This window comes from Polynucleobacter sp. IMCC 30228 (assembly GCF_021395205.1).
Classification (GTDB): domain Bacteria; phylum Pseudomonadota; class Gammaproteobacteria; order Burkholderiales; family Burkholderiaceae; genus Polynucleobacter.
On record NZ_JAJVCS010000001.1, the window covers coordinates 35,757 to 62,592 of the forward strand.

Below are 26,836 nucleotides of genomic sequence, written 5' to 3' on the forward strand. Positions count from 1 at the left end.
CGTTTCTACCTTAGCTTTTGATAGACCAAATCCCAGACCCCGTGGCCTAGATTAAGGCCACGGTTTTCAAACTTGGTAACAGGACGATAAGTAGGTCTAGGTACATACGTTTTATTTGGCGATGTATTACTCAGCCTATGTTCAGCGTTACCTATTGTTAACATTTGTTCGGCATATTCTTGCCAATCGGTAGCCAAATGAAGATAGCCGCCGACTTTTAAACGCTCTGCCAGCAGCTTCATAAAAGGCGCTTGAATTAAACGGCGCTTGTGGTGGCGTTTTTTATGCCATGGGTCGGGGAAAAAAATATGCACTCCATCCAATGTATTTGGTGCAATCATTTGCTCTAAGACCTCGACTGCATCATGGCGCATGACGCGCACATTTGTCAGACCCATTTCATCGATCCGTTTTAGTAATGCACCCACGCCCGGCGAATGAACATCAAGTGCTAAAAATTGGTCTTCGGGTCGAGCTGCGGCAATACTAGCGGTGGTTTCTCCCATGCCAAAACCAATTTCTACAATGCGTGGCGCATTTTTATCTGAGGAAATCGAACTTAACCCAAAAGCCTGAGCCCAATCGAGCTGCATGGGCTGAAAAGGGATTAACAGTGCAGATGACAGTGTCTCTAGAGCGCGCTGCTGCGCTGAAGTAGTTCGCCCAGTGCGTAAAACAAAAGATCGAATACGGCCGGTGTGACTGCGAGGCGTGTTCAAGCGAAGAGACTAAGTAGCCAGCAATTGCCTAAAGTAAGCAATGGTTTCTTTTAGGCCATCTTCTAATGCCACCTTCGGCTGCCAACCCAACTTGGCTTTCGCTAAGGCAATATCGGGTTGCCGTTGCTTGGGGTCATCTGCGGGTAAGGGCTCAAAGACTAATTTCGACTTACTACCCGATAATTTCAAGATCGCCTCGGCCAAAGCCAACATGGTGAACTCACCTGGATTGCCAATATTGACTGGCCCGATAAAGTCTGCTGGCGCATCCATCATCGACATCATTGCGGCAATTAAATCATCGACATAACAAAAACTGCGGGTCTGTTGGCCATCGCCATAAATAGTAATGTCTTTACCCTGTAAGGCCTGCACAATAAAATTACTAACAACGCGCCCATCGTTGGGATGCATTCTGGGGCCATACGTGTTAAAGATGCGCACGACCTTAATTTCTAATGCATGTTGACGATAGTAATCAAAAAATAAAGTTTCAGCGCAACGCTTGCCTTCGTCATAGCAACTACGAATCCCAATCGGGTTGACTCTGCCCCAATAGGCCTCAGGTTGGGGATGCACTTCGGGATCGCCATAAACCTCGCTAGTAGACGCTTGCAAAATACGCGCGCGCGTACGCTTGGCTAAGCCGAGCATATTGATTGCGCCATGCACACTGGTTTTAGTCGTCTGTACAGGATCGTGTTGATAGTGCACTGGCGATGCTGGACAAGCTAAATTATAAATTTGGTTTACTTCTACATATAGCGGAAAGGTAACGTCGTGGCGCATGACTTCTAAATGGGGGTTACCCAATAAATGCGCTAAGTTTTGTTTACTACCTGTAAAAAAATTATCCACGACTAGAACTTCTTCGCCACGCTCCAATAAACGTTCGGTCAGATGTGAGCCTAAAAAACCGGCACCGCCAGTGATGAGAATTTTTTTATTACCCAGCTGACTGCTTGCATTACTTGCCATGATTAGCCTAAATGAGTGGAACCTAAAGGTGATTTGCTAATAAAAAATGAGTTAAGGTATTTTAGCCCCTAGAGCTCAGCCCCATCTTGTGGCACATCCCAGCTCGCTGAGCGATAAGCCACGATAACCTCTATGAGAATCATAACCATTGCCGTCATAAAAGCGACAATACCCAGCACGAATGTGCCCACGGCAAAGCCCGAACGCACAACTTGTGCAGCGCCCGCTTGTACAAAAAAGAGCTCTAGAATTGTGCAAGAAATAAAAAAACCACTTAACACATCAAAAAAAATGCCCGCGGTACATAAGCGACCGCGCATCTTAAATTCTTTAAGCTCACCCAAATAATGCGTGCGTAAATCTACCGAAATAGTAGAACCTCCGTAAAGTTCATTTTGGACAAAGCGCATTCGATCAACATTACGTGCTAAGCGAGCTGTAATGGCTGACAATAAAGTTGCAATTGCAGTTAGCAAGAAAACGGGCGCCAAAGCCAGTTGAATATTGGCGGTAACGTTGGTAATTGACAAGTCCATTGCGTTCTTTCTAATCTCTCTAATGGGTCCAGGCAATGAAGCCGGTATAGCTGGTAATTAAAATGAAGGCACCAAAAATAATCCGGTACCAAGCAAAGGGTATAAATGTATGGCTAGCAACATAGTGAATTAACCAACGCACACATATAAAGGCGGCAATAAAGGCAGCCACAAAGCCAAAAATTAACGCCAAGGTAAAGTCGGCGGGACTCACTAATAGTTGCGCAGTGGGTGCTTTAGAGAGCTTCAGTAATTCATAGATGGTCGCGCCTCCAATTACTGGTATGGCCAAGAAAAAAGAAAACTCGGTGGCAACGGTACGTGGCAAACCCATCAGCATGCCGCCAATGATGGTCGCGCCCGAACGTGAGGTGCCCGGTATTAAAGCCGCACATTGCGCTAAGCCCACCTTTAAAGCGTCAAAAGGGGAGAGGTCATCGACCGAATGAATGGAGCGCCCCAACCGTGATTGGGAGCCCAGTTGAGGGCCTGCTTGAGCTTGACGTTTTTCAGCCCAAAATATGATCAGTGCGCCAGCAATAAAAGCCAGTGCAACGGGGATTGGTGCAAATAAATAATTTTTGATATATTTTCCAAAAAGAATTCCAAGGACCGCCGCAGGAATTGTGGCAATGACTAAATTGAGGATAAACCGTCTTGAGCTTGCACGACTACCTAAAGAAATGACCACTTGCCATAATTTCTGCCGATACTCCCAGCAAACTGCCAAAATGGCGCCAAATTGAATGATGATTTCAAAAGCCTTGCCATGGCCATCATTAAAATGGAGTAAATCGCCTACTAGAATAAGGTGCCCAGTGCTGGAAATGGGCAAAAATTCTGTGAGCCCTTCAACTACCCCCAAAATGACTGCTTTAATTAAGAAAATGAGATCCATAGCCCGCATATTAAAGCCTTATCCCGTAAATTCCTGTAGAAATGGCGATGCAAGGCCCATTTTGGCATTTGGCCTTAAACTTCAGGTCATATTGAGAAGCCTTGGATTGACATGAGTTGGTTTGCCTGCCCCTTGAATTTGCGTCTGAGATTACCGCTAAGGTGTATTTACTCTACTGTCATGGTAGGTCTAGTGGGCTCGTTTGTAATTACTGCAGCCCTTGCGCAAACCGGAGCGCAGCCAGCTTCTCCAAATGTCACCATTCAAGGTCAACCCGAAGCCATTACAAAACCCCGCTCAGGAATTCCTAAGCCACTAACAGCGGCTGACTTAACGGGCTTGCAAATTCCTCCCGATATGGTGGTGAGGCAAAACTTGGGGGTGCCAACTCAACCCAGCGCGTCTAATTTATTAAGTTCCAACCCATTTAATATTGCCCCTGGACAAGCAATTGATTTAATGGGGCTCTACCAAGAGGCTGCTTTTAGCGATCCCGTTTTAAATAGCGCCCGCTTTTTATATGAGTCAAAACAAGAATTATTTTGGCAGGGGCTCTCCGTACTCATGCCGCAAATTGTTGCCTCTCCCGGATTAACCCGCTACTACCAACATGCTGCCAATAATTCAGCGCTGCAAACCTTCACAGGTAATAGTCGCGTTTACGGACAACGAAATTATGCGGTCACTTTGACCCAGCCTTTATTCAATGCTAGTGCTTTTGAAGTATTTAGACAGGGCGACTTAAATACTAAAGTTGCTGATATGGGTTTTTACCAAGCCCAACAAGATTTAGTGTTACGCGTGTCGCAAGCTTATTTTGATGTGCTCTATAGCCAAGATAATGTGGCGTTATTTAAATCGAAAATTGGCTTGATTAAACAGCAGCTCAATGCTGCCAAAGCACGCTTTGAGGCTGGCCTAGCAACAATTGTGGATGTCAATATTGCTCAAGCAGGCTATGACTTAGCAATCTCTCAAGAAATTACTGCGCAAGCCGATTTAGTAGTGAAGCGGGGCATCTTAGAGCAGCTAGTAGGGCGGCCCGTACCAGCGCTAAAGCCGCTAGCTAAGGAAGCCAAAATTGACGGGGTGGTCAGGGATCCACGCGCCAAAGTGACAGAGGCATTACCAGCCCCATCCGAAAATATTAACCCGCAATTACCTCCCGGGCAAACTTTGAACGATTGGATTCATCAAGCTGAGAACGCCAATTTTGGGGTCTTGGGCGCCTTACTCAATGTGGATATTGCCTCAAGTAACTATCGCGCTGCTTTAGCAACCAATTACCCCACCCTCAATTTTGTTGGTTCTGCTGCATACAACAGTAATAATGGTGTGACCTTTAGTAATATTTCCGCTTCACAAAATATCTACAACAATACGGTAGCACTAAATTTAAATATTCCGATTTTCTCGGGTGGCTACAACTCTTCGCTGATTCGTCAAAATGCCGCGCTTGTAGATAAAGCCAAGTCGGACTATGACAATTTACGGCGTACGGCAGCACAAAATACGCGCCAAGCTTTTACTGGATTTTATGGCGGTCTAGCGAGTGTCAAGGCCTACGAGGCGGCTGAACGCTCCACTACCTCTGCAGCTGAATCAAGCCAACTGGGTTTTGAGGTTGGCACCTTAATTAGTATTGATGTGTTGTTGGCATTTGACGCCCTGATTAACACTCGGCTGTCTTTAAATCAGGCTCGTTACAACACCATCATGAATGCGCTGAAATTAAAATCGTATGCGGGTACCTTAACGGATTCGGACTTAACTAGCATCAATGGCTTGCTTAGATAAAGCGCTTTGGCTTGCTTTCAATAAGCGCTCAGCAACCGCGAGCACTGTTTTCGCCGCTGGTGGGTTTTTCAGATCACCCAAATTGCAAATCGCTTCTGACCAGTAGCCCTCCGTTTTCCATTTCGGTGAATCACAATATAGTTCAATCGTAGGTCTAGCTAAGACTGCGGCTAAATGCGTTAAGCCCGTGTCCACCCCAATGGTTAATTGGGCGCCAACGACGACAGCAAAAGCTTCTTTGATCGAAAACGCGGTTGGTACTACAGCGCCATCAATTTCTTTGGCAATGAGTTCACTGGTTAATTTTTCTGCTGCACTGCCCCACGGCAAAATGATCTGCAAGCCTTGTTCGGCTAGCCCTTGACCTAAAGTAATCCAGTTTTTATTGGGCCAGCGTTTAGCCTCTCGAGCAGTCGCATGAAAAAATACCACGTAATTTTGGCTAATGCTATTTTGAGTGGCGGAGATTAAACCCTCGACCCATGCTTGGGGATAAAAATAGGGGGGTTGTTGCTGGCGATTCAGTAATGGCCAATCAAAAGCAGCACTCATAACCCAACGCGAACGATCAACTGCATGACATTGGCGAGGCACTTGCACGGCTTGCGTATAAAAACGCCGAGCAATTGGCTCATAACCCGAGTATTCGGTGGCATTAGCGAGGCCTGCTACGACAGTAGTCGAGGTTTTCTTAGTCATGGCACAAACTAAAGCCGACTTTAAAAGTCCTTGGGTTTCAATTACTACATCATAGGTCTGCGCTTGTAAGTGTTTACGAAAAGCAAAAAATTCCTGCCAGGTTTTTAAGCTGAAGATATTGTTTCTCCAGCGCCTTAACGCAATGGGGATAATGCGATCAATACCTCGCAAGCCATTACGCGAGCGCAAGGGCTCTAGTAAATCAAGATAGGCCTCTTCAACTACCCAATCAATTTGTGCCTCTGGAAGGTGTTCTCGCAAATCCCAAACGAGGGGTAGGTTATGTAAGACATCTCCTAAAGAAGATAACTTCACGATCAAAATGCGGATGTGTGCTGAACTCATACCGCTAATTATCTTGCTTTTTTAAAAGACTAGAATTTTGGCGCTTGATTCCACGCAAAGCCAGTTAAGTCTTTGGCATTCATAGTCGGCTCTATTCCCTCTGGAATGGGCCATACAACCCCTACCGTGGGATCATTCCAAGCTAAACAACGCTCACCTTGGGGGTAATAATAATCAGTCGTCTTATACAGAAACTCAGCAGCATCCGAGAGCACAAAAAAACCATGGGCAAACCCTGCTGGAATCCACATTTGCCGATGATTTTGCGCGCTTAACTCTGCCCCGACCCATTTCCCAAAGTGGGCTGATGACTGGCGTAAATCAACTGCGACATCAAAGACTGCGCCGGCAGTAACGCGTACCAATTTACCTTGGGTTTTTTCTACTTGGTAATGCAAGCCGCGTAGCGTGTTCTTTTTCGAGAAAGATTGGTTATCTTGGACAAACTCGGCCTGAATACCCGTTGCCGCAAGAAACTGGGCTGCATTGAACGACTCATAAAACCAGCCCCGCTCATCGCCAAAGACTTTGGGTTCTAAAACTAAGACCTCAGGAATACGGGTTGGTGTTACCAATAAATTACTCATGCGCCACTCATCCTCAGTCTTTTTCTTGCAAGATGCGTTGCAGATATTGACCGTAGCCACTTTTCATCATTTGGCTAGCGATTTTTTCAACGCCTGCGGCTGTAATCCATCCTTGCCGATAGGCAATTTCTTCTGGGCAAGCCACCATTAAACCTTGGCGTTTTTGTAAGGTGGCAATAAAACCTGCAGCATCTAATAAGGAATCGTGTGTGCCTGTATCTAGCCACGCAAAACCCCGGCCCATGATTTCAACATTGAGTTGACCTGCCTGCAAATAATGTCGATTCACATCGGTAATTTCTAATTCACCACGCGCGCTCGGTTTAATTCCTGCGGCAATCTCACAGACTTGCGAGTCATAAAAATACAGGCCTGTAACCGCATAATTACTACGCGGCTTGAGTGGCTTTTCGGCAATTGAAATGGCTTTGAACTGCGTATCAAATTCAACTACTCCATACCGTTCTGGATCTTGCACATGATAGGCAAAGACTGTGGCTCCCGTAGTTTGCCGATCGGCACGGTGTAATTGATTGACTAATTCATGGCCGTAAAAAATATTGTCACCCAAAACTAATGCGCTAGGGTCTTGGCCAATAAATGATTTCCCGAGAATAAATGCTTGGGCTAAGCCATCGGGCGAAGGTTGCACCTTATATTGAATTTGCAATCCCCATTGCGAGCCGTCGCCCAGCAACTCTTGAAAGCGAGGAGTATCGTGCGGAGTAGAAATTAATAAAACTTCCCGAATACCCGCAAGCATTAAGGTGCTTAAAGGGTAATACACCATGGGCTTGTCATAAATTGGCATCAGCTGTTTTGAAACAGCTTGGGTTACTGGGTATAAACGCGTACCCGAGCCCCCCGCTAAAATAATTCCCTTGCGCTTATTCATTTGACTTCATCATCTCTTGTTTACCCTGCTTTACTAACTGCTGAACATAATCAATCACGGCTGGCTGCCAATGAGGAAAGTCGGGAACGCCATTGGCACTCGCGGCTAATCGATCGGCAAAGACCCCTTTTAGCTTCGTATTAGCCATTTTAGAGTTGTTTGGTCGCGGGGCTGGAGTTGGGTAATCTTTAGTGGGAATGGGACGGATATTTGCTACTTGCAGTTTTAGGGTGGCGCCAGCGTCTAGCGCAGTTTGCACCACCAAACAAGCCAATTGATACCAGGTCGTTTCACCATCAGGTACAGCATGATAAATACCTGATGCAAATGGCTGAGCGATAAAGTCTAAACTTATTTGCGCTAACCAAGCTGCGCTAGTTGGCACCCCAAATTGATCACTCACAATGGCTAGTTGCTCACGTTCTTTCGCCAAACGTAAAATGGTGCGAATAAAATTAGCGCCATCGCCATAGACCCAACTGGTTCTAAAAATTGCATAGTGGGGTGCTAATGCAATGATTGCTGCTTCTCCAGCAGCTTTACTTGCCCCATAAATGCTCAGTGGTGCTGGTAAATCAGTCTCTAGATAGGCGGCTTCTTTTTTACCGTCAAAAACATAATCGCTTGAGTAGTGTAATAAAGTTGCATTCGTTTTAGCGGCGTACTCGGCCATGATTTGCACTGCAGTAGCGTTAATCGCAAACGCGCGTTCTTTGTCGGTTTCAGCCCGATCGACTGCGGTATAGGCCGCAGCGTTAATAATGAGCTTAGGCTGCTGTTTTTTTAAAAGCTGTCCAAGTGCTAAGGGATTTTCTAAATCACAAGCGTTGGGCTCCTCATTGCTGCCAACGCCCCGCCCAATAAAAATAATATCTTGCTGTACATGATTACTTAGGGCATTTTGAAACGCGCGCCCTAACTGCCCATTCTTTCCAAAAACCAGAATCTTACTAAATGAATGACTAAGCGACATAATGCTGATTAATCCAATCGCGGTAAGAGCCGCTTTGCACTCCAGCCACCCATTCCGGATTAGCTAGATACCACTCTACGGTTTTCCGAATGCCTGTAGCAAAAGTTTCCGCTGGCTTCCAGCCAAGTTCTCGCTCTAGCTTGCTCGCATCAATTGCATAGCGCCGATCATGCCCTGGCCGATCGGTTACAAAACGAATTTGCTCAGCATAAGATCCGCCGCTTGAGCGGGGTCTAAGCTCATCTAGAATCGAGCAAATCGTGTTGACGACCTCTAAGTTCGTTTTTTCATTCCAGCCACCCACGTTATAGGTTTCCCCCAGAGTCCCTTTTTCAAGTACACGTCGAATTGCCGCGCAATGATCACCCACATAAAGCCAATCGCGCACTTGCATGCCGTCACCATAAATTGGTAGCGGCTGACCGTTTAAGGCATTCAAAATTACTAGCGGAATCAGCTTCTCGGGAAAATGATAAGGTCCATAATTATTTGAACAATTGGTGGTGAGCACAGGTAAACCATAGGTATGAAACCAGGCGCGTACTAAATGATCAGAGGCAGCCTTGGAAGCTGAGTAGGGGCTATTGGGTTCATAGGCCGTAGTTTCTTTAAACGCCGCAGCGCTTGCTCCTAATGAACCATATACCTCATCAGTAGATACATGTAAAAAGCGAAATTGCTGCTGCGCTTCAGTCGGTAATGAATTCCAATACGTACGACTACATTCTAATAAATTAAAACTGCCCAAAATATTCGTTTGAATAAAATCAGCCGGCCCATGAATTGACCGATCGACATGGCTCTCGGCAGCAAAATTAATAATGGCACGAGGGCGATGCTCTTGGAGAAGATTAGCCACTAAAGTGCTATCGCCAATATCGCCTTGAATAAAAATATGACGGGGGTCTTTTTCGAGCGGGGCTAAGGTACTTAAATTACCTGCATAAGTCAGTTTGTCTAAATTAATAATACCTTCAGCCTTGGGGTTGGCAAGCCAATCCAAGACAAAATTACTGCCAATAAAACCTGCCCCACCAGTAACTACAATCATAATGACACGCCCAAATCTTATTTCAGTTTATTTAAGAAGATCAAGATACTTATTAAACCGTTTATGCCCAAATAGTAACCTGCCCAGCCATCGCATGACGCCGATTGTCCAAAAAGTGTGTTTTTTAGCAAGGGGAGGTGGTGGCGGATCAAGGTGACTAGCGCTATTGATCAGGGCGCTATTAATATAAATTCGATAGCCTTGTTTGCGTAAATCAGCATGAAAAGCAATATGATCAGACTCCTCTTGCTCTGCCGCATTAACGCCACTATATCGACCAGCCAGAAAAGCCCCGCGGCGATAAATGCCCAGCCCACCAAATGCAGAGTCAACTTCGATCATGCCTTGATTAGCGTTTAAGTGAACCTGCTTAGCCTGTACTGCTAAATTTTGGGCCGCTGACTCACCTAGGATGGGCTCTAGTTTATGCATCTGCACCATACAATCGACTGGACTCCAATCTGGGTGGCGCAAGGTCCAGACATCATAATAAGTATGCAACTGATTGGCCGTAATTACATCCCACTCTTCGGCTACCTCCCAGCATTGCGCAATCGATTGCGCGGAAATATGCCGATTAATGCCATCTAAATCGGCCATCGCAATAAAATCTACACCGGCATAGCGGGGATTATTTTGCACCTCTGTCACGATGTAATTACGCGCATATGCCAAACGGGCCGTACGCATAGGTATCTGCTTGATTAATCTACCAAAGCTAATGTAATCAAAATTTGGTAAGCGTAATTTTAATGTCGCTAATTGTTGGATGGTGCCGTCATCCGAATCGCTTTCTACTACTAAGCCATGAATACACTTGAAGTCGCGCATGGCCTCATACAAAGCATCGAGCTCTTGGTTAATATGGGCGGCAATATTCCGCGCTGGGCCAGCAATTAATATTTCTGCTTGATCTATCGGCTTTCGCTTTGACATTGCCAAACTCAAGTTAATGCAAAATCATGTTGAATGGAAGCAATAATCTTTTGAGCAAATGCTGCTGAACTAAACCCTTGAAATTGGGGAGATGCTAAAAATTGCTGACCCGCTATTTGGTATGCCTGATAATCTTCTGCAGATAAATCCTTTAGAAAACTATAGAGTGCTCCGTAGGATTGAAATTGACGAAAATCAATAAAGCAATTTTTTGGAATGACTTTTTCTACCTCAGGGTCACCCCAATAAATCGGTACACATCCCGCAAATAAACAGTCGAATATTTTTTCGGTAAGGTAGCCACGGATATCACGCGCATTTTCAAAGCAAATGCTAAAGCGAGCTTGACTTAAGGCGGTAAATTTACTGTTTACCGGACCACCATAGCTTGGAAAAACGGCTTTGCCCATGAGAAAGGGCGGCACCTTAGCCAGACGATAGCGCATCTTTCCTAGCATACCAAAGCGCTTTTGGGGTACTTTCCACCCGTGTCCATACAAAACAAAATCGCTTGGTGCATTAGTCTCAAACCAGCGAATAGCTTTTACTCGCTCTGAATACAATTCCCGCTCATCCCTGCAATTAGCATGCCGATTACTGGCAATTAAAATACAAAACTGAGGGCGTGCACTAAAGCCTAAATTAACTACTTGATGTGGACTAAATTCAGCAGGCAGTGGATTTGGTATCGTCATTGCATGTAATTTTGCTTTAGCAAGCCCTAAGCCGATTAGCGACTGTGGATTAGCTTCGAGTAAATTTTTATCCCAAGTAAAAATGCCATCAAACTGCTGCAAATACACAGCGTCTGCATTGGCTTGTACAGTTAATTCAGTCTCAAAACGGATTAAATAATTTTTACCTTGACCTTGGGTAATCAGGGGGATTGACTCGATATAGAGATTGAAGTCAGGCTCTTTACCCTGACTATGAATTACATCCAGCGTATGTAATTCAATGCCACAAGCTAATGCTTGCGCCTTTAATACACGGAAAGGCTCAAGGCAATCGTCCCGATTGCGCGGGCTTTGTGGGTTAAATAGATCGTCCTGACCTACCTCCCACCCGACAATACTTCCAATTAGCATGAAGAGTTGCTCTATTTAAATTAATCTAAAATTACCTTGCTAATAAAGCATAAAACTGTTGTAACACCTTACTTAGTGCTTTAATTATAGAGATATGACCATAACTATCCATCTTGTTGGCGGCCTTGGCAACCAAATGTTTCAATATGCCTTTGGCACAGCGCTAGCCCAACATTATCAAACCAATTTACTACTTGACGATTCTTGGTATGCACGCCTACCAGCTGCAGATACCGCAAGGCAGATGGATTTAATGTGCTTGAAAATTAGTAATACGCAATTCATCCCTCCGCAAAAGGAAGCTTTTAGCTTCATAAAATCAACCCGGCTTAAAAAATTATTACAATCTTTTTTACCGAATGGTCCAGTCGTTCATCGTGAAAAAAAGGGGTTTTTTTTCGACCGTGCCGTTTTTACGCTTAACTCAGCTAACACGCAAAATCACTTTTTTACGGGTTATTGGCAAGCCTTTAACTACATCGAGGCTATTCGCACACAGTTACAGGCTGAATTTCAGCCTCGTGCTGGGCTTAATCAGCACTACCAATACTATCGCTCATTAATGCAATCTAGCCCTGCGGCAATGGTCCATGTACGGCGTGGTGATTACATCCATTTACCTGCTGCAGCGCAATTTCACGGTGCCCTATCTTTGCATTACTACCTTGCAGGCATGCGCTTAATTCTGGAGCGTGAACCCAATACTCAGTTCTTCTTATTTTCTGATGACCTGCCATGGTGTAAAGAAAATTTCCCTCGTGATTTTAAAATTACATATATAGACCGAAGTGATGCGGCGGATGCAGACGCTCAAGAAATAGATCTAATGACTTATTGCCAGCACTTTATTATTGCGAATAGTTCTTTTAGCTGGTGGGGCGCATGGTTAAGAAAAAATATCGACGGCTTGGTGATCGCCCCAAATCGCTGGATTTCTGATACAAGCCTAGACCTAAGTGATTTATTACCAGCCAATTGGCAAAGACTACCCGCATAAATTACGTGCAGTTAACTACATGCAGCTGATTTATGTTTCTTGTCGACCAATCCAACTGGCTGAAATTGCCACTAGTAAACGCTCTAAGCGCGTTAACGGGGTGAGCAAGCCATTTTGACGAAATTGGAAGCGGGCATAAAGCTCATAGTTTGCCCCAATTGATATATTACGAATACGTTGATTTAAGATGCGCATAAAGCGAATACCAAAAACCAAGCGCTCTTTAACGGGCAAAGCCCGTGGTAGAAATGTAATGGGGATACCTAGTGACTCAAGGTAGTGTGATTGTGACTGCTTAAACACATTTTTTGCTGCTTCCATGTGATTAATGCTGGTTTGAGTTGGGTGTAAACGGTAAATAATGAGTTTCTTATTTAGATTTGCAAAACGATATCCAGCTAAAGCAATTTCTGTCCATAAAGAATAATCTTCTGCATGTAAGGACGTTTTTTTGTAGGGCAAACGTTGAAAAATTTCCAATTTACCCATTACTGCTGGATTGCAAATAGGACTGCAAACAGTTAGTAGTGCTTGAATATCGGCATTACTATGGCGCTGTTTAGATGGCTTAATGGCGCCATTACCCTGATTCAGGGTCCAATGATCGGCGCCACATAAATCAGCAATGCCTTGTTCTAAAAAATTAACTTGTAGTTCAAGGCGATTCGGAAAGGCCCGATCGTCAGCGTCTAATAAAGCTAAATACTTCCCCCGTGCTAATTGAGCAATATGATTACGGGTGGCAATTAATCCGAGATTTTGATCAGAAAAAATTTTGACAATTCGCGTATCGTGATAGCGATTGATAATTTCGCGGGTTTGATCGGTAGAGCCATCATCGATAATAATCAGTTCAAAATTGGTGTAAGTTTGCGAAAGAATACTTTCAATTGCTTCGCCAATATAGCGTTCAGCATTAAACGCTGGCATTGAAACGCTTACCAATGGGCCTAAAACGCTTGGCTTATCCTCTGCGGCCTGTAGAAATGAATTGTTTAGTTCAATTGCATCCATACATATTCAGCTTAAAAATAGCTTTTAATGTAGCGCAAAAATCGTTTGACCGATTTCAGCAATCTTGAGGGTAATGATTTATTACCTACCCCATAATCGAGCTCGACTTCCCAATTGGATTGATAAATTACCCCTAAAAAATTCTGCTTTAATTTTGCTTCGGTTTCGCCTAAACGTTGCGCCGTATAGTATTGCCAGTCGTAGTGATAAATGCGAAATAAAGGTTCAATCATGCGTATGGGAATGGCCTGAAAATTCAGTAAGGCCTCACCATAGAACAAAGTTTCAGGGTATTCGGGTGTAACGGCATCCCATAAAGTAATGCCTTTAGGCATCAAATACTGTTCATCGAGTGATTGCCATACTTTAGCCGACCAGATAAATGGCGCAGGAGCACAATAATATTGGGGGCCTTCCCGACCAAATAATTGCTGTACCCGCATCGCCTCTTCACGTAAATTCGATTCCACTTTGGTATAGCCACGGTTGGTAGCCAATTGAAATAATTCTTTGTTTTGATGCAAAACAGTATAGGGATAGCCATCGCTAGCTAAAAAATCGGTCTTGCCAAAATCACGAATAAAAATACTATCTGAATCAATACAAAGATAGTTATCGGCTAAACCTAAACGCCAGAACTCGGCTTTAATGATTGCTTGGCTTAAGCCTCCAGGCATATCTAGCTGCACATCTTTAGAAGCGCGCGGATTTGCCGCAATAATGGCTTCATCGGCGATCCAGGTAAAACTGAAGCTTTGCCCATCTTTGCCTAGCACTTCTAAAAGTAATTCACGATCGGCTGTAGGTGTAGAAATATAAAACGGTAACTGGTCGCGATTGTGTTTTTGTAAGGAAATTAATAAGCGCTTAACGCGCAGAAAATCGCGGCGGTATGATTTACAGTAGAGCACCATGCTTTGGGTCATTCTGCCTAGACCTTATTCATTTTTATAGCCTTGAGGATTTTGCGATTGCCAGCGCCAGCTATCAACGCACATTTGCTCAATACCACGAGAGGCTTTCCAGCCAAGCTGTTGTGCGGCTAAATGGGGGTCTGCATAGCAACTTGCAATATCGCCAGCACGCCTAGCTACTACTTGATAAGGTATTGCGCGCCCTACTGCTTGCTCGTAAGCACGTAATACATCCATCACGCTGTAACCCAAGCCAGTGCCTAAATTGACGGTAAGGGAAGGCTTGTCATCCAATAAATAATCGATTGCCCGCACATGTCCTTGAGCTAAGTCAACCACATGGATGTAATCGCGCACCCCCGTTCCATCGGGTGTAGGCCAATCGTTACCATACACATTGAGTACGGGTAATTTACCAATGGCTACTTGCGCCACAATGGGAGATAAATTATTCGGAATGCCCAGTGGATCTTCACCAATTAAACCAGACTCATGCGCACCAATGGGGTTGAAATAACGCAAGTAGGCAATATGCCAACTTGGGTCAGCAATTTCTAAATCACGCAGAATTTGCTCACTCATGAGTTTGGTTTGACCATAGGGGTTTGTCGGCCGTAATGCTGCCTGCTCATCAATGGGAACGACATCGGGATCGCCATAAACTGTTGCTGAAGAACTAAATACAAATCGCTTGCAATGGTGCTCTTGCATTACCTGTAAAACCGTTAATAAGCCGAGCAAATTATTTTGGTAATAGGCTAAGGGTTTGGCGACTGATTCGCCGACCGCTTTTAGTGCCGCAAAATGAATGACCCCTTCAATAGGATATTGATTAAACAGCGCTGCCATAAAAATGGGGTCACAAACATCCCCTTCCATAAAATTAGGAACTTGTTTAGCGAGTCCTTCAAGCCGCCGCAGTACTTGAGGGCTCGAATTCACAAAATTATCGATCCCGATTACCTCGTGCCCTGCTAGCAGCAGTTCAAGCCATGTATGCGAGCCGATATAACCCGTTGCGCCTGTTAAAAGAATCATGTCTTACCAATACCTTCATTAAGCAATTTAGTAATTTACTTATTATCCCCGATTACCCTTTATCATTTGTTTTTATGAGGTCGTCCACTGCCAACAGCTCAAGCCCTATTTTGGACTTTATCCTGATCGCCATAAGCAGTATTTTATTGTTGATTTGGCCCATCAGTAATACGATTGCCCTACGTAATGGATTGCTCATTGCTGGCACTATATTGGCGCTAATCGTCTTTAAGCGTTTTTCTTGCACCAAAAACCTAATCCGTTTTTTACCCATCAGTCTGAGTATTGGCATGTTCATTTGGGTTTTATTGCATTTCTTGCTGTTCAGTCAAGACCCTATTTTGCAACTGCATGAGCTCGGTAGTACTTGGAAGCGAAGCTTGTTGGCCTTTCTCATCGGTGGAGCAACTGGCTTAGTGCTGCGCCAGCGCCCGCAGCAAACTAACTTCCTGTGGCTTGGCATCTATGCCAGTTTCTTATTCTTACTGGTTGACTACTTAGTCGCCTTTACACAAACGGGACAAGTATTTATGCCCCGTTATTATTTTGTCAGCCCCTTTGGTAACAAGATTAATACCGTAATCATGGGCATCCTATTTATTAGTGCAGTTTGCGGCGCGGCTGCTTTTCAGTATCAACAAATCAGTTTAAATAAAATGAAGCTCAACTGGGGCTTATCTGCCTTTTGGCTTTCGGGTGTTCTGCTTATTTTATTTTCTTACACCACCATTATTGATACGCGCAATGGAATTGGTATCGCTACTATTCTATTAATTGTCTGGATTATGATTATTTTGCTCGCTAAATTGCGCAGCATAAAAAATAGATTGGGCACTAATTTCAATGTAAGTTATTGGAAATCAATACTCCTTATAGCGCTGCCTTTGCTTGTTTTACTATTTTTTATTCAAGGTCATCTACAAATTAATCGGGGTTGGAATCATTTTTTTGAAGATTTACACATTGCCACGCAAATTGATCGTTACCCCCAATGGCAGAATACGCAGCAGCTCGGTTATCCTCAAACTGCTAGCGGTGAAATGGTGTATCCCAATAATTACGAACGCGCTGCCTGGGCGACCGCAGGGATTGATTCGATTACTAAAAATCCTTTGGGCTTTGGCTTGCTTGAGCACTCATTAGAGAGAGTCATTAAACAATCTTATCCTAATGCCACTATTAAATCAGCTCACAGCGCTTGGATTGATTATGGGCTAGCTTTTGGTATTCCTGGTTTGCTATTAACTCTGGGCGCTTTACTTAGCATCATCGGCAGCGCCTTGAGGCAGCTAAGTGCAAGCACTTCGCCCAATGCACTGATGGCGATTTGGGTCGCATCTGGTTTATTACTTACTTTTACCGTAGCTGAGGTCAGCAGTAAACATTCAATTGAAATATTATTTTTCTGTATTGCACTCTTGAGTGCAATGATTTTGCCAGCAACCGATTCTACTTAGTTGAGCTCGCCAACGGCATGCAAAATCGTTTGTACAGCTTGATCAACTCCCAGCGGTTTTGCGCTAATGACGGGCATTTGCTGCTGCTGCCAAGCGGCGTAAATTTGCTCAAGCGTGGCGATAATCGCACTTGGATTACTTTGCTCGGCAATATAAGCTTGATGCTCAACCAAGAGCTGATTAAAGGTGGGGTTGCGGTGGGTTAAAGCCAAAATTGGTCGCTGCGCCCAAAAATATTCATAGGCTTTTGAAGGTATATATTCAGCACACCACTCGCTATTACCATGGAGCAAAAGCAATACATCAGCTTCGCGCATCAGTTGATTGACTTTTTCGCGACCCGATTGTTGACTAGCAGAATCAAACTCTAAACGCCCGTGTGTGATCACAATATCGCTTAGCCGATGATCTTGGATCGCGCGAGCTGAAAGTGCATCTAAGTCAGAGCCATAAATATCGATCCGTAAATGCGTTCTTGCCTCTGGATGCCGAGAAAAAAACGCTGGCAATGCATTGAGCAGTCCTTGTAATGAGCGAGTATGCGATAAAGAGCCAAAATGAGCCAAATGCAATTGTCCACTAGCCCTCCAGGCAAGCGGCGCAGTCTCAGTCCTTGGTGGGTTTGCCCCTGGCAAGACAACTAAGCCTTTTAACTTGCCGCGCGCATCAGGCACTAATAAGTTAGGGTTACGCTTTTGTGCATAACTTAAAGCACCTGGTGTAAACCACCAAACCCGATCTGCATGTAAACAAATTTGCTTTTCTAGCTGAAAGCGAAAATGGGGTTCACGCTCACTTGGGGCATTGAGTCCATCATCCTGCTCATTACTGCGCATGACTAAGGGGTCATGAATTTCTGCCAGCCACTTTAGCTGCGCGTTTTTGCCTGCATAGCGCTTAATCCACATTGCTGCTAAATGAGCTGACCAAGCTCCGCCAGTGGAATACACCAGATCAATTTTGCCAGCGCGGGCTAACTGAATACCATGCCAGGCTGCTGGCAATGCCCATGACCATTGACTTGAATAACCAGCAATGAGTCGCTCGAGAGCAATAAAAGGCGCCAGCAATGCCGATAATGAAACCGTCAAGACTTTATAAATAAAGCCTCGTCCACACCGCATAGCAAGCCAATGGCGAAAATCAAAGCGTAAACCTGCAGGCCCCCAAGGGAAAAATTGCCGATGCGTAAAGCGTTGATCAGCAGAACCAGTAACCGCACTAAAGACTGTTAACTCTAGACCAGCAGCCAATAAATAAGGCACCTTATCAGTAATCGTTTGACTTGCGGCACGTCCATCCATATTAAAACCATGCGCCAGAATTAACCAACGTTTGGGTAAGTACTCTAGTTCGGTGACGTCCATGGTGGAGCTCATGGTCGAGTTCATTGGCGCCTTAACTTTAATATGCGTTCTTATTTACAAAGCCGCGAAAGATCGTTAAGAAAATAATCTTGAAGTCGAGCCAGAGCGACCAATTTTCAATGTAATATAAATCGTGCTCAATACGGGCATGCAAATCGGTATCCCCCCGCCAGCCATGGATTTGGGCCCAGCCCGTGATTCCTGCTTTTACTAAATGCTTCTTCATGTAGTCTGGAATTTCTTGTTTAAATTGCTCAACAAAAATCGGGCGTTCGGGGCGTGGGCCCACAATCGACATTTGGCCTTGTAAGACATTAAAAAACTGTGGCAATTCATCCAGGCTAGTGGCGCGCATCCATTTTGAAAAACCCGTAACGGATTTATTTGCTGAACCACCCCACTGCACCTGCTCTTCTTCTAGATTTGTAGGCATGCTGCGAAACTTCAGAATTTCAAAAACTTCGCCATTCCAGCCAATGCGTTCTTGGCGATAAAAAATTGGACCTGGTGAGCTGACCTTGACGCAGATAGCCAAAATTAAAATGAGGGGGCTGATCAAGATTAAAATCAGGGTTGCCAACACGTAATCTTCTACTGTTTTGATAAATAGATTTACCCCAGCCATCGGGGTGCCGTATAAATCAATCATCTGCATCCCCAACACCTCACTAACGCCATGATTAATTAAGCGAAATGAAAACCAATCGGGCACAAAGCGAATGGTCGCGGTACTTAATTTGAGATGCTCCATGACCATGCGCATTTGACTACCATCGCCCATCGGTAAGGCGAGCCAAATTTCATTCAGCGGTTGTAAAGCCAGCGCAGTTAACTGCTGCGGATTCAATTCTCTTAAATGGGTTTGAATACGATAGCCAGACCATCTCGAAGATTCAATGCGAGTGACTAATTCTTCGGCGGTTGAGCCAGATCCAATAATGGCAATGTGGCGCAGATTTACGCCTTTGGCACGATACTGACGCAACAAAATATAGCTCACTAAACGACTACTACATAGCACCAACAAACTACCGATAGCCCAAGACAATAACCACAAACGAGAATACATTTCCGTTGACTTGCTAAATACCAACCAGATCAAAATTAAAATCCAGGTTTTTAAAACGCCCGCGGCAACTTGACCGAATAAAGCCCATAAATTACCACCGCGCCATGAACGATAGGCGCCATTAGTCAAAACTAAATAGGCCAGACTGGCCAGCACCATTAAAGCGGTGTAGCGCTGTAAATCTAAACCTGGGTCTTTAAAATATTGCAAAACAAAAAATGTCACTAAACCCACGACATTAATCATCACAAAATCGAAGAGACGAATTAAATAGGAATTAATTAAAAAAGAGGCTGCCATGGTGATATTTTGCAGTACTTGTGCTAAGCCTATGCAATTTGTAAGCCAAAATTGCTTTTTAATGCCCTAATGACCGCATCTGGGCTAATTTGATCCATGAGGTATGCCGGCTCTTTGGGATATTCAGAGCCCAAATGAAGATAAGCGCCCCCTTCGCTAAGGCCAGGGCCCAAGATCATAGGAATTGCCGTGCCGCTCGCAAGTGGGCCCCAACGCGCTGGATTAGTAGGTCCATGTAGTGCAACTAAAGGCCTACCTAAAATTGCGGCTAAATGCATCGTCCCTGTATTGACTGCCACGACTGCTTCAGCCTGATTAATTATGCGTGCCGTTTCAAGCCAATTTACTGATCCTGCGACAGAAATAATTTGTGCGCTAACCTGGGGCGCAACTACATTACGAGATGCACTCGCTGAGAGGTTTGCGCTTGCGAGACTGGCGTTTAATTTTTGCACTAAGTCTGCGGCGCGTTTTGTATCGTCGGGACCGCCAGTAATCATAATTGCATAACCAGCACTCACTAGGCGCTGACCGAGCTCAAGCCATGAATTAATGGGCCATTCGCGCATGGCAAACTGCGTCCCACTCGCCCATGGATGCAACACAATATAAGGCTTGCTCATAGGATGTTGAGGAACTTGCTCAATACTCATCAGATCAAGTTCTGGTAGCGCGCCAGTTAAGATATTTAAAGGCTTGAGCAAAGCGCGAAAGTTATCTATTTCATGCACTGTGCGGCTATGGGGAACTAATACATCATAGGCAAAGTGCCGATATTGGCCCGGGGTATTAAAACCAAGCGTTAATTTTGCGCCACTGAGAGCACAAAGGATCGCGCTAATTTTGGACCATTGCGAAGTATCAATTAAAACGTCTACTGGAAATTCGGCAATCGATTCACGCATGGTTTGTAAAGCATGCCACGGAGAGGTAATTGGAATAAGTACGATGCGCTCAAAATTGCTGATTAATTTAAAAACCTCCGCATTGGCTGGAGTTGAAAAAACAGTGACACTAATTTGCTCGCCAGTTTTGGCTTGAATTTGATTGCGAAATTGCTTGAGATCAGCCAATATCGCTGATGCCAATAAGGCATCGCCAACGGCAGCAAATACGCAAACCCCAATCCGCTTGATGGTGACTTCGTCGGTCAGTCTAGTCGATGGGTCAGCTGATAAGGGGGAAAGCAATTGCGCGCCCAAGAGGCTCTTTTTAGGGCGAAAAAGGGCGATTAGATAAAGCAAGGGCACCCCCAACCACCGGTCTAGGCGACGCAATACAGCCTTTCCCCGCTCTGCTGGAATCTGCTGACCTTTCCTGCCGCCGTCGCCTGCTGTGCTCACACCCGCCATCCTTGCTCTTCTTGCGCCTTGAGGCCCCATTGTATTTGTTGCGAAGAGGCTCAGGCCTCCTTTTAAAACAATTTACAATAGTGTCTTTACCTCCCTTGCAACGGCATCATAGAAACTAAGCTGAAATTAAGCAGAAACGAACCCTTATTTTGAAGAAAAACCCATGGCAAAATCAAAAGTAGCCCTAATTACTGGAATTACAGGCCAAGATGGCGCTTATTTAGCTGAATTCTTACTGCGTAAGGGTTATGAAGTGCATGGCATTAAGCGCCGTGCCTCGCTCTTTAATACCGACCGCATCGATCACCTCTATCACGACCCCCACATTGAGGGCTCTAAATTAACCCTGCACCATGGTGACCTCACCGATTCATCGTGCCTTATTCGCATTATTCAACAAACCCAGCCTGATGAGCTCTATAACTTAGCCGCGCAGTCGCATGTCGCTGTCTCTTTTGAAGAGCCAGAGTACACCGCTAATTCAGATGCTTTAGGCGCCCTGCGTTTATTAGAAGCAATTCGGATTTTGAAGTTAGAGAAAAAAACCCGCTTTTATCAAGCCTCAACCTCCGAGCTCTATGGCTTAGTACAAGAAATTCCCCAAAAAGAAACCACGCCTTTTTATCCCCGTAGTCCCTATGCCGTGGCTAAGCTCTACGCCTACTGGATTACCGTGAACTACCGTGAGGCTTATGGCATGTATGCCTGTAACGGCATTCTTTTTAATCATGAGAGCCCGATTCGCGGCGAAACGTTTGTCACCCGCAAAATTACCCGTGCCTTAGCGCGTATTAAATTAGGCGTACAAGAATGTTTATACCTTGGTAATCTTGATGCTAAACGCGACTGGGGTCATGCCCGCGATTATGTTGAAATGCAATGGCTAATGTTGCAACAAGAAGTTGCTGAAGATTATGTGATTGCAACCGGCGTGCAATTTAGTGTGCGTGAGTTCATTAACTTAGCTGCCGCAGAGTTAGGCCTGAAAATTACCTGGCAAGGCACGGGCGTCAATGAAAAAGGCTTTGATAGTAAGGGCAAATGTATTGTGGCCGTAGACCCCCGTTATTTCCGTCCCACTGAAGTCGAAACCCTTTTGGGTGATGCCACTAAAGCCAAAGAAAAGCTGGGCTGGGTACCGCGTACCTCATTTGCCGATTTAGTCAAAGAGATGGTGCGTGAAGACCTTCGCGGCGCCGAACGCGACGAACTCGTGAAAAAACATGGCTATACCACCCTGGAGCGCAATGAATAAAGCAGCAAAGATTTATGTAGCAGGTAATCGAGGCATGGTGGGAAGCGCGATTGTGCGCTTTTTACGCTCTGAGGGTTTTGAGAATATCCTTACGCGCACACATGCAGAGCTCGATTTACTCAATCAAGCGGCAGTACATGATTTTCTGCAAGCCGAAAAACCAGATTACCTATTTATTGCAGCAGCTAAAGTAGGTGGCATTCAATCGAACAATACGTATCGCGCCGATTTCATTTATCAAAATCTAATGATTGAATGTAATTTAATTCATGGGGCGTATGCCGCTGGCATCAATCATCTCATGTCTTTAGGATCAAGTTGTATTTATCCGCGCGATTGTCCGCAACCGATTAAGGAAGAATATTTACTGTCGGGGCCGCTAGAGCAAACCAATGAACCTTATGCGATCGCTAAAATTGCTGGTATTAAGTTATGTGAAAATTACAATCGCCAATACGGTACCCATTATGTGAGTTTAATGCCGACCAATTTGTATGGACCTGGCGATACTTACGATTTAAATAATTCCCATGTCTTGCCCGCCTTAATTCGCAAAGCCCATGAAGCCAAATTGCGGAATGAAAAAGCCTTAGTCGTCTGGGGCTCGGGTCGACCCCGTCGTGAGTTTATGCATGTCGATGATTTGGCGAGAGCCTGCGTGATGCTAATGGAGCAGGGTTATAACGGGCCTTTCCTCAACATTGGTACTGGTACAGATTTAACGATTCGCGAATTAGCCGAAGAAGTTATTAAGGTTATTGGTTTTCAAGGTGATTTACAGCTTGATAGCAGTAAGCCCGATGGCACCCCACAAAAACTTCTCGATGTCAGTAAAGCCAACGCCTTAGGCTGGAAAGCGCAAATTGAACTGCGCCCGGGAATTGCGAATGCCTATAGCTGGTTTTTAGAGCATATTGCCCCTGGACTGAAGTGAGTAAAATTTAGTCATGAAGCTTGAATTTTCAACAGTAATTCTTTGTGGCGGCGCGGGCTCGCGTTTATGGCCAGTTTCTCGTGAAAACCGGCCCAAAGTATTTATGCCAGTGGCCAGTCAAAAATCACTCCTCAGTGAAACGGCGCAACGTATTGCCTCAGCCAATCCTTGGCTTTGTGTGCTCACCTCTGAAAGTCTCGGCTTTCAAGTATTAGCCGATCTAAAAGAAGCTGGGCAAGCAGCTGAACTCACTTTAATCGAGCCTCTCCGACGCAATACTGCGCCTGCCGTTCTGTTTGCTGCCCTCGCAGCCAAAGCCGCTGGTCGCGGTGCAATTCCCATGTTAATTTTGCCGGCTGACCATGTCATTCACGATAAGGTTGGTTTTGAAATGGCCGTTAGTAAGGCGGTTGATTTTGCTAATGCGGGCCATTTAGTTACTTTTGGCATTCCACCGACTCATGCGGAAACGGGGTATGGCTACCTTAAACTGGGTTCGCCCGCCCGTACCTCTAGTAATGCAGAGGCTCGTGTTGTCGACCAATTTGTTGAAAAACCGGCAGCCTCATTGGCTGAACAATATGTTGCAGCTGGTAACTTTCACTGGAACTCGGGTATGTTTTGCTTTACGCCCGAGACTTTCTTAAGTGTGGCTGAACAAATTGCGCCAGCGCTTAGCAAGCAAGTACTAGCCTGCTGGCAAGCCACTACTAAAAATGATGCCGACAGCAGTGGTAACGCTATTACTGAAAAAACCCTCCTACTCGATGAAAAAACCATGGCAGCAATTGAGGATATCTCTCTCGATTACGCCATTATGGAAAAAGCACCAAACGTTGTTTCAGTGAACGCGAGTTTTGATTGGGATGATGTTGGTTCTTGGGACGCCCTTGCCAAACATTTTCCCGAAGATGAGCAAGGCAATGCAAGCGAAGGCAAGGCGATTTTTATTGACTCTAACAATACCTTTGTATTTGGACGTGAACGCTTAATAGCTGCCGTAGGCCTAGATAATCTGATCATTGTGGATACCCCCGATGCCCTCTTAGTTACTGCGAAAGGCCATTCGCAATCCGTAAAAAAAGTCGTTGAAAAACTCAATCAAGCCAAAGATGAGCGTGGCACTTATCACAGTACGGTGCATCGTCCGTGGGGCACCTACACCATCATTGAAGAGGGGCCAGATTACAAAATTAAGCGGATTGTGGTTCACCCTGGGGCGCGCTTATCACTGCAAATGCACCATCATCGTAACGAACATTGGGTAGTGATCTCTGGAAATGCGGAAGTCGTGAATGGCGATAAAACCTTACTTCTCAAAACCAATCAATCGACTTATATTCCTAAAGAAACCCAACATCGCTTAAGCAATCTTGGCACTACTCCGCTGGTAATTATTGAGGCGCAAGTGGGTGACTACCTTGGTGAAGATGATATCGTGCGCTTTGAAGACCAATACGGTCGGGCTTAATTTACCGTCCTTTTTGTGCTGAAAGTTTTTCTTAAAAATAGCGCTCTAGTCATTGCAGTAATCTTAATTGCGCTAGTGAGCATTGATGGCTTAAGCTATGCGTTTATTTCAGCAAACGGCCTCAGTTTTTTTCCCCAATACAAAAAAAATCGGTTTCAAGAACAACTGAATGAAGCTGTTCATTATTTTCCCCGCGGGTATAACGTAGCCGACCCCGTGATGGGCTTTGATACTCAAAAAAATGCGACGCCCGTTGCGTTCAATATGGCAGACGGTAGCTTTGAAATTTTTTCAAACGAGCTTGGCTGCTTTGACCATCATAGCCTCGCAGAAATTAAAGCCGCCAAAGCATATGATTATTTTGCTGGTGATTCATTTACCTGGGGCTATGGCAATTATGCGCAAAACATTCCTGCGGTTTATGAAAAAAAATCAGGGCGTTTCTCGGTTAAGTGCGGCATTATTCATTCAGGCCAACAACATCAATTTGAGAAGTTTCAGCGAACTGTTAAATTGATTGGCTCTTACCCAAAGCGGGTTATTCTCGGTTTTTATGAAAATGATGTAGCTAATGATTTTGCCTACCCCCATACCACCGTCATTGAAGGATATGAAGTCGATACTTTACGCTTTGATCCGCATCGATTCCAATTAGTGCCGCGTGATATGGAAGCGGTTCGCAAAGTCATTTTAGCTGGGATCAATCCAAAATCGCAAAGCTGGATTGTGCGTACCGATGCCTGGTTAGAAAAATATTCTCTTTCTTGGAACCTAATCCAATTTGGTATTCAAAAAACTAAACCGCAGCCGCTGAGCACGATTTATGCCATTAGCGAGGGGGTTAGTTACTATAAGGATAAGGGCTACGAAACTGCCGATGTCACGAAAAAGAATCGTGCTGCAATTGAGCGTTGGATTGAAGATGCAAAAACACATCACTATGAACTTATTTTCGTTTTAATTCCACCGAAACTGCATCATGGCAATACGCAGTTTTACGGTGGCTTGCATGATTATTTAGAAGGTAAAGGCGTTCGCTTCATTGATCTCACTGAACCCTTTCATGAGTCGGGTTTGCGCTCAGAAAAACTGTATTGGATGAATGATGGGCACCTTCACAATGAAGGAAATATCTTTGTTGGCGAGTACTTAGCCAAAAAAATTGGCGGGGCTAACGCTAAGACGAATAAAAAATTAAATTAATTTCCAGCCACCATCGACATCACGGCCATTCGGACGGCAATGCCAAACGTGACTTGCTGCAGAATGACTGACTGTGGGCCATCGGCTACCGCCGATTCAATTTCAACGCCACGATTCATGGGGCCAGGATGCATTACGATAGCATCGGGTTTAGCTAAAGCAAGTCGCGCTTGCGTGAGACCAAACTGCTTAAAGAAGGCATTCCCCTCTGGAACCTGCCCCTCCTCCATGCGCTCTTTCTGAATGCGCAAGGTCATGACAACATCCACTCCTTTTAAGCCCGCTTCCATCTCATGAAAGACTTTGACACCCAGCATATCTAAATCACTGGGCAATAGACTCTCAGGTCCGATCACGCGAATTTCAGGACAACCTAAGGTAGTTAAGGCGTGGATATTCGATTTGGCTACACGACTATGCACAATATCGCCAATGATGGCGACCTTTAAATTCCGAAAATCGTGCTTAAAATGGCGCATGGTGTACATATCGAGCAAACCTTGTGTCGGATGCTGATGGCTGCCATCGCCCGCATTAATCACATGCACAAAAGATGGCACATGTTGGGCAATTTCCATAGGTGCCCGCGAGACATTGTGGCGCACGACTAAGATATCGGCCTGCATGGCAATTAAGTTATCGATGGTGTCGATGAGACTTTCACCCTTGGCTGTTGAAGAGGTTGAAATATCTAAATTGATGACATCGGCCGATAAGCGATTAGCCGCAATTTCAAAAGTCGTACGGGTGCGGGTCGAGTTTTCAAAAAAAAGATTGAAGACACTCTTGCCACGGAGTAATGGCACTTTTTTTACTTCGCGAGCTGGGTCGGTAACGCTCACAAATTGCTGAGCAGTATCGAGAATGTGCACAATTTGCTCTTTGGGCATTCCCTCCAAGCTTAGTAAATGCGTGAGCTCGCCTGCAGCGTTATTTTGATTGATGATGGGCTTCATATCATTG

The 26,836-nt window shown here is 44.9% G+C and carries 25 protein-coding genes; 7 read left to right on the forward strand and 18 right to left on the reverse strand.

What is annotated here, in order from left to right; genetic code table 11:
- Positions 1-5 precede the first annotated feature (5 nt).
- The 4 genes from trmB to LZT21_RS00245 form a co-directional block, all read right to left on the reverse strand.
- Complete coding sequence (gene trmB / locus LZT21_RS00230; RefSeq protein WP_233989050.1) at positions 6-719, reverse strand: tRNA (guanosine(46)-N7)-methyltransferase TrmB; 714 nt, start codon at positions 717-719, stop codon at positions 6-8.
- Positions 720-728: 9 nt separating this feature from the next.
- On the reverse strand, positions 729-1,697 hold the full coding sequence (locus LZT21_RS00235; protein WP_233989051.1) for a UDP-glucuronic acid decarboxylase family protein: 969 nt from the start codon (positions 1,695-1,697) through the stop codon (positions 729-731).
- A 68-nt stretch (positions 1,698-1,765) separates the two neighbouring features.
- Complete coding sequence (locus LZT21_RS00240) at positions 1,766-2,233, reverse strand: DUF2721 domain-containing protein (RefSeq protein WP_233923061.1); 468 nt, start codon at positions 2,231-2,233, stop codon at positions 1,766-1,768.
- Between the two features lie 19 nt (positions 2,234-2,252).
- Complete coding sequence (locus LZT21_RS00245; protein ID WP_233923372.1) at positions 2,253-3,131, reverse strand: undecaprenyl-diphosphate phosphatase; 879 nt, start codon at positions 3,129-3,131, stop codon at positions 2,253-2,255.
- Positions 3,132-3,242: 111 nt separating this feature from the next.
- On the opposite strand from LZT21_RS00245, the gene LZT21_RS00250 reads away from it, so the two are divergent.
- Complete coding sequence (locus LZT21_RS00250; RefSeq protein ID WP_233989052.1) at positions 3,243-4,928, forward strand: TolC family protein; 1,686 nt, start codon at positions 3,243-3,245, stop codon at positions 4,926-4,928.
- On the opposite strand, the gene waaC is transcribed toward LZT21_RS00250, so the two are convergent.
- From waaC to LZT21_RS00285, 7 genes are read right to left on the reverse strand one after another with little or no spacing between them, the layout of a single operon-like run.
- On the reverse strand, positions 4,899-5,972 hold the full coding sequence (waaC, locus tag LZT21_RS00255; RefSeq protein WP_233989053.1) for a lipopolysaccharide heptosyltransferase I: 1,074 nt from the start codon (positions 5,970-5,972) through the stop codon (positions 4,899-4,901). The two genes, LZT21_RS00250 and waaC, sit on opposite strands and share 30 nt — an antisense overlap.
- A 29-nt stretch (positions 5,973-6,001) precedes the next feature.
- Positions 6,002-6,559, reverse strand: a complete 558-nt coding sequence (gene rfbC / locus LZT21_RS00260; RefSeq protein WP_233934977.1) for a dTDP-4-dehydrorhamnose 3,5-epimerase — start codon at positions 6,557-6,559, stop codon at positions 6,002-6,004.
- Positions 6,560-6,572: 13 nt separating this feature from the next.
- Positions 6,573-7,454 carry a glucose-1-phosphate thymidylyltransferase RfbA gene (gene rfbA / locus LZT21_RS00265; protein ID WP_233989054.1) on the reverse strand — a complete coding sequence of 294 codons (882 nt, stop codon included), beginning with the start codon at positions 7,452-7,454 and terminating at the stop codon, positions 6,573-6,575.
- Positions 7,447-8,427, reverse strand: a complete 981-nt coding sequence (gene rfbD, locus LZT21_RS00270) for a dTDP-4-dehydrorhamnose reductase (RefSeq protein ID WP_233989055.1) — start codon at positions 8,425-8,427, stop codon at positions 7,447-7,449. Before rfbD ends, rfbA begins: the two co-directional genes overlap by 8 nt.
- On the reverse strand, positions 8,417-9,478 hold the full coding sequence (gene rfbB / locus LZT21_RS00275; RefSeq protein WP_233923067.1) for a dTDP-glucose 4,6-dehydratase: 1,062 nt from the start codon (positions 9,476-9,478) through the stop codon (positions 8,417-8,419). Before rfbB ends, rfbD begins: the two co-directional genes overlap by 11 nt.
- Before the next feature lie 27 nt (positions 9,479-9,505).
- Complete coding sequence (locus tag LZT21_RS00280) at positions 9,506-10,414, reverse strand: hypothetical protein (RefSeq protein ID WP_233989056.1); 909 nt, start codon at positions 10,412-10,414, stop codon at positions 9,506-9,508.
- Positions 10,415-10,422: 8 nt separating this feature from the next.
- Positions 10,423-11,502: a glycosyltransferase family 10 domain-containing protein gene (locus tag LZT21_RS00285; RefSeq protein ID WP_233989057.1), complete on the reverse strand. Its 1,080-nt coding sequence runs from the start codon at positions 11,500-11,502 to the stop codon at positions 10,423-10,425.
- Positions 11,503-11,596: 94 nt separating this feature from the next.
- On the opposite strand from LZT21_RS00285, the gene LZT21_RS00290 reads away from it, so the two are divergent.
- Positions 11,597-12,499, forward strand: coding sequence for an alpha-1,2-fucosyltransferase (locus LZT21_RS00290; protein ID WP_233989058.1), 903 nt, complete (start codon positions 11,597-11,599; stop codon positions 12,497-12,499).
- A 30-nt stretch (positions 12,500-12,529) separates the two neighbouring features.
- Here LZT21_RS00290 and LZT21_RS00295 read toward each other — a convergent pair whose 3' ends face one another.
- Genes LZT21_RS00295 through galE form a run of 3 tightly spaced genes read right to left on the reverse strand, consistent with a single transcriptional unit; the run spans position 12,530 to position 15,465 of the window.
- Complete coding sequence (locus tag LZT21_RS00295) at positions 12,530-13,513, reverse strand: glycosyltransferase family 2 protein (RefSeq protein WP_233989059.1); 984 nt, start codon at positions 13,511-13,513, stop codon at positions 12,530-12,532.
- Between the two features lie 11 nt (positions 13,514-13,524).
- Positions 13,525-14,439 (reverse strand): DUF6492 family protein, encoded by a 915-nt coding sequence (locus LZT21_RS00300; protein ID WP_233989060.1) that lies wholly within the window; start codon positions 14,437-14,439, stop codon positions 13,525-13,527.
- Between the two features lie 12 nt (positions 14,440-14,451).
- Positions 14,452-15,465 carry a UDP-glucose 4-epimerase GalE gene (gene galE, locus LZT21_RS00305; protein ID WP_233923073.1) on the reverse strand — a complete coding sequence of 338 codons (1,014 nt, stop codon included), beginning with the start codon at positions 15,463-15,465 and terminating at the stop codon, positions 14,452-14,454.
- A gap of 146 nt (positions 15,466-15,611) precedes the next feature.
- Here galE and LZT21_RS00310 point away from each other — a divergent pair, with 146 nt between their 5' ends.
- Positions 15,612-16,922 (forward strand): O-antigen ligase family protein, encoded by a 1,311-nt coding sequence (locus tag LZT21_RS00310; RefSeq protein WP_233989061.1) that lies wholly within the window; start codon positions 15,612-15,614, stop codon positions 16,920-16,922.
- Here LZT21_RS00310 and LZT21_RS00315 read toward each other — a convergent pair.
- The 3 genes from LZT21_RS00315 to LZT21_RS00325 are packed head-to-tail and all read right to left on the reverse strand — an operon-like array spanning position 16,919 to position 21,001.
- A complete protein-coding gene (locus tag LZT21_RS00315) occupies positions 16,919-18,313 on the reverse strand; it encodes a hypothetical protein (RefSeq protein ID WP_233989062.1) in 1,395 nt (464 codons plus the stop codon). The genes LZT21_RS00310 and LZT21_RS00315 overlap by 4 nt on opposite strands.
- Before the next feature lie 13 nt (positions 18,314-18,326).
- Positions 18,327-19,658 (reverse strand): undecaprenyl-phosphate glucose phosphotransferase, encoded by a 1,332-nt coding sequence (locus LZT21_RS00320; RefSeq protein WP_233923076.1) that lies wholly within the window; start codon positions 19,656-19,658, stop codon positions 18,327-18,329.
- A gap of 29 nt (positions 19,659-19,687) precedes the next feature.
- Positions 19,688-21,001, reverse strand: coding sequence for a glycosyltransferase family 9 protein (locus tag LZT21_RS00325; RefSeq protein ID WP_233989063.1), 1,314 nt, complete (start codon positions 20,999-21,001; stop codon positions 19,688-19,690).
- Between the two features lie 172 nt (positions 21,002-21,173).
- On the opposite strand from LZT21_RS00325, the gene gmd reads away from it, so the two are divergent.
- The 4 genes from gmd to LZT21_RS00345 are packed head-to-tail and all read left to right on the forward strand — an operon-like array spanning position 21,174 to position 25,873.
- Positions 21,174-22,265 carry a GDP-mannose 4,6-dehydratase gene (gene gmd / locus LZT21_RS00330; protein ID WP_233923078.1) on the forward strand — a complete coding sequence of 364 codons (1,092 nt, stop codon included), beginning with the start codon at positions 21,174-21,176 and terminating at the stop codon, positions 22,263-22,265.
- Complete coding sequence (locus tag LZT21_RS00335) at positions 22,258-23,199, forward strand: GDP-L-fucose synthase (protein ID WP_233989064.1); 942 nt, start codon at positions 22,258-22,260, stop codon at positions 23,197-23,199. The genes gmd and LZT21_RS00335 overlap by 8 nt, the downstream gene beginning before the upstream one ends.
- A gap of 13 nt (positions 23,200-23,212) precedes the next feature.
- Complete coding sequence (locus LZT21_RS00340; RefSeq protein ID WP_233934949.1) at positions 23,213-24,670, forward strand: mannose-1-phosphate guanylyltransferase/mannose-6-phosphate isomerase; 1,458 nt, start codon at positions 23,213-23,215, stop codon at positions 24,668-24,670.
- Positions 24,671-24,685: 15 nt separating this feature from the next.
- On the forward strand, positions 24,686-25,873 hold the full coding sequence (locus tag LZT21_RS00345; RefSeq protein ID WP_233989065.1) for a hypothetical protein: 1,188 nt from the start codon (positions 24,686-24,688) through the stop codon (positions 25,871-25,873).
- Here the strand turns inward: LZT21_RS00345 and LZT21_RS00350 are convergent.
- Entirely contained in the window at positions 25,870-26,829 is a 960-nt protein-coding gene (locus tag LZT21_RS00350) for an aspartate carbamoyltransferase catalytic subunit (RefSeq protein ID WP_233923373.1), read from the reverse strand. The two genes, LZT21_RS00345 and LZT21_RS00350, sit on opposite strands and share 4 nt — an antisense overlap.
- Positions 26,830-26,836: the final 7 nt, after the last annotated feature.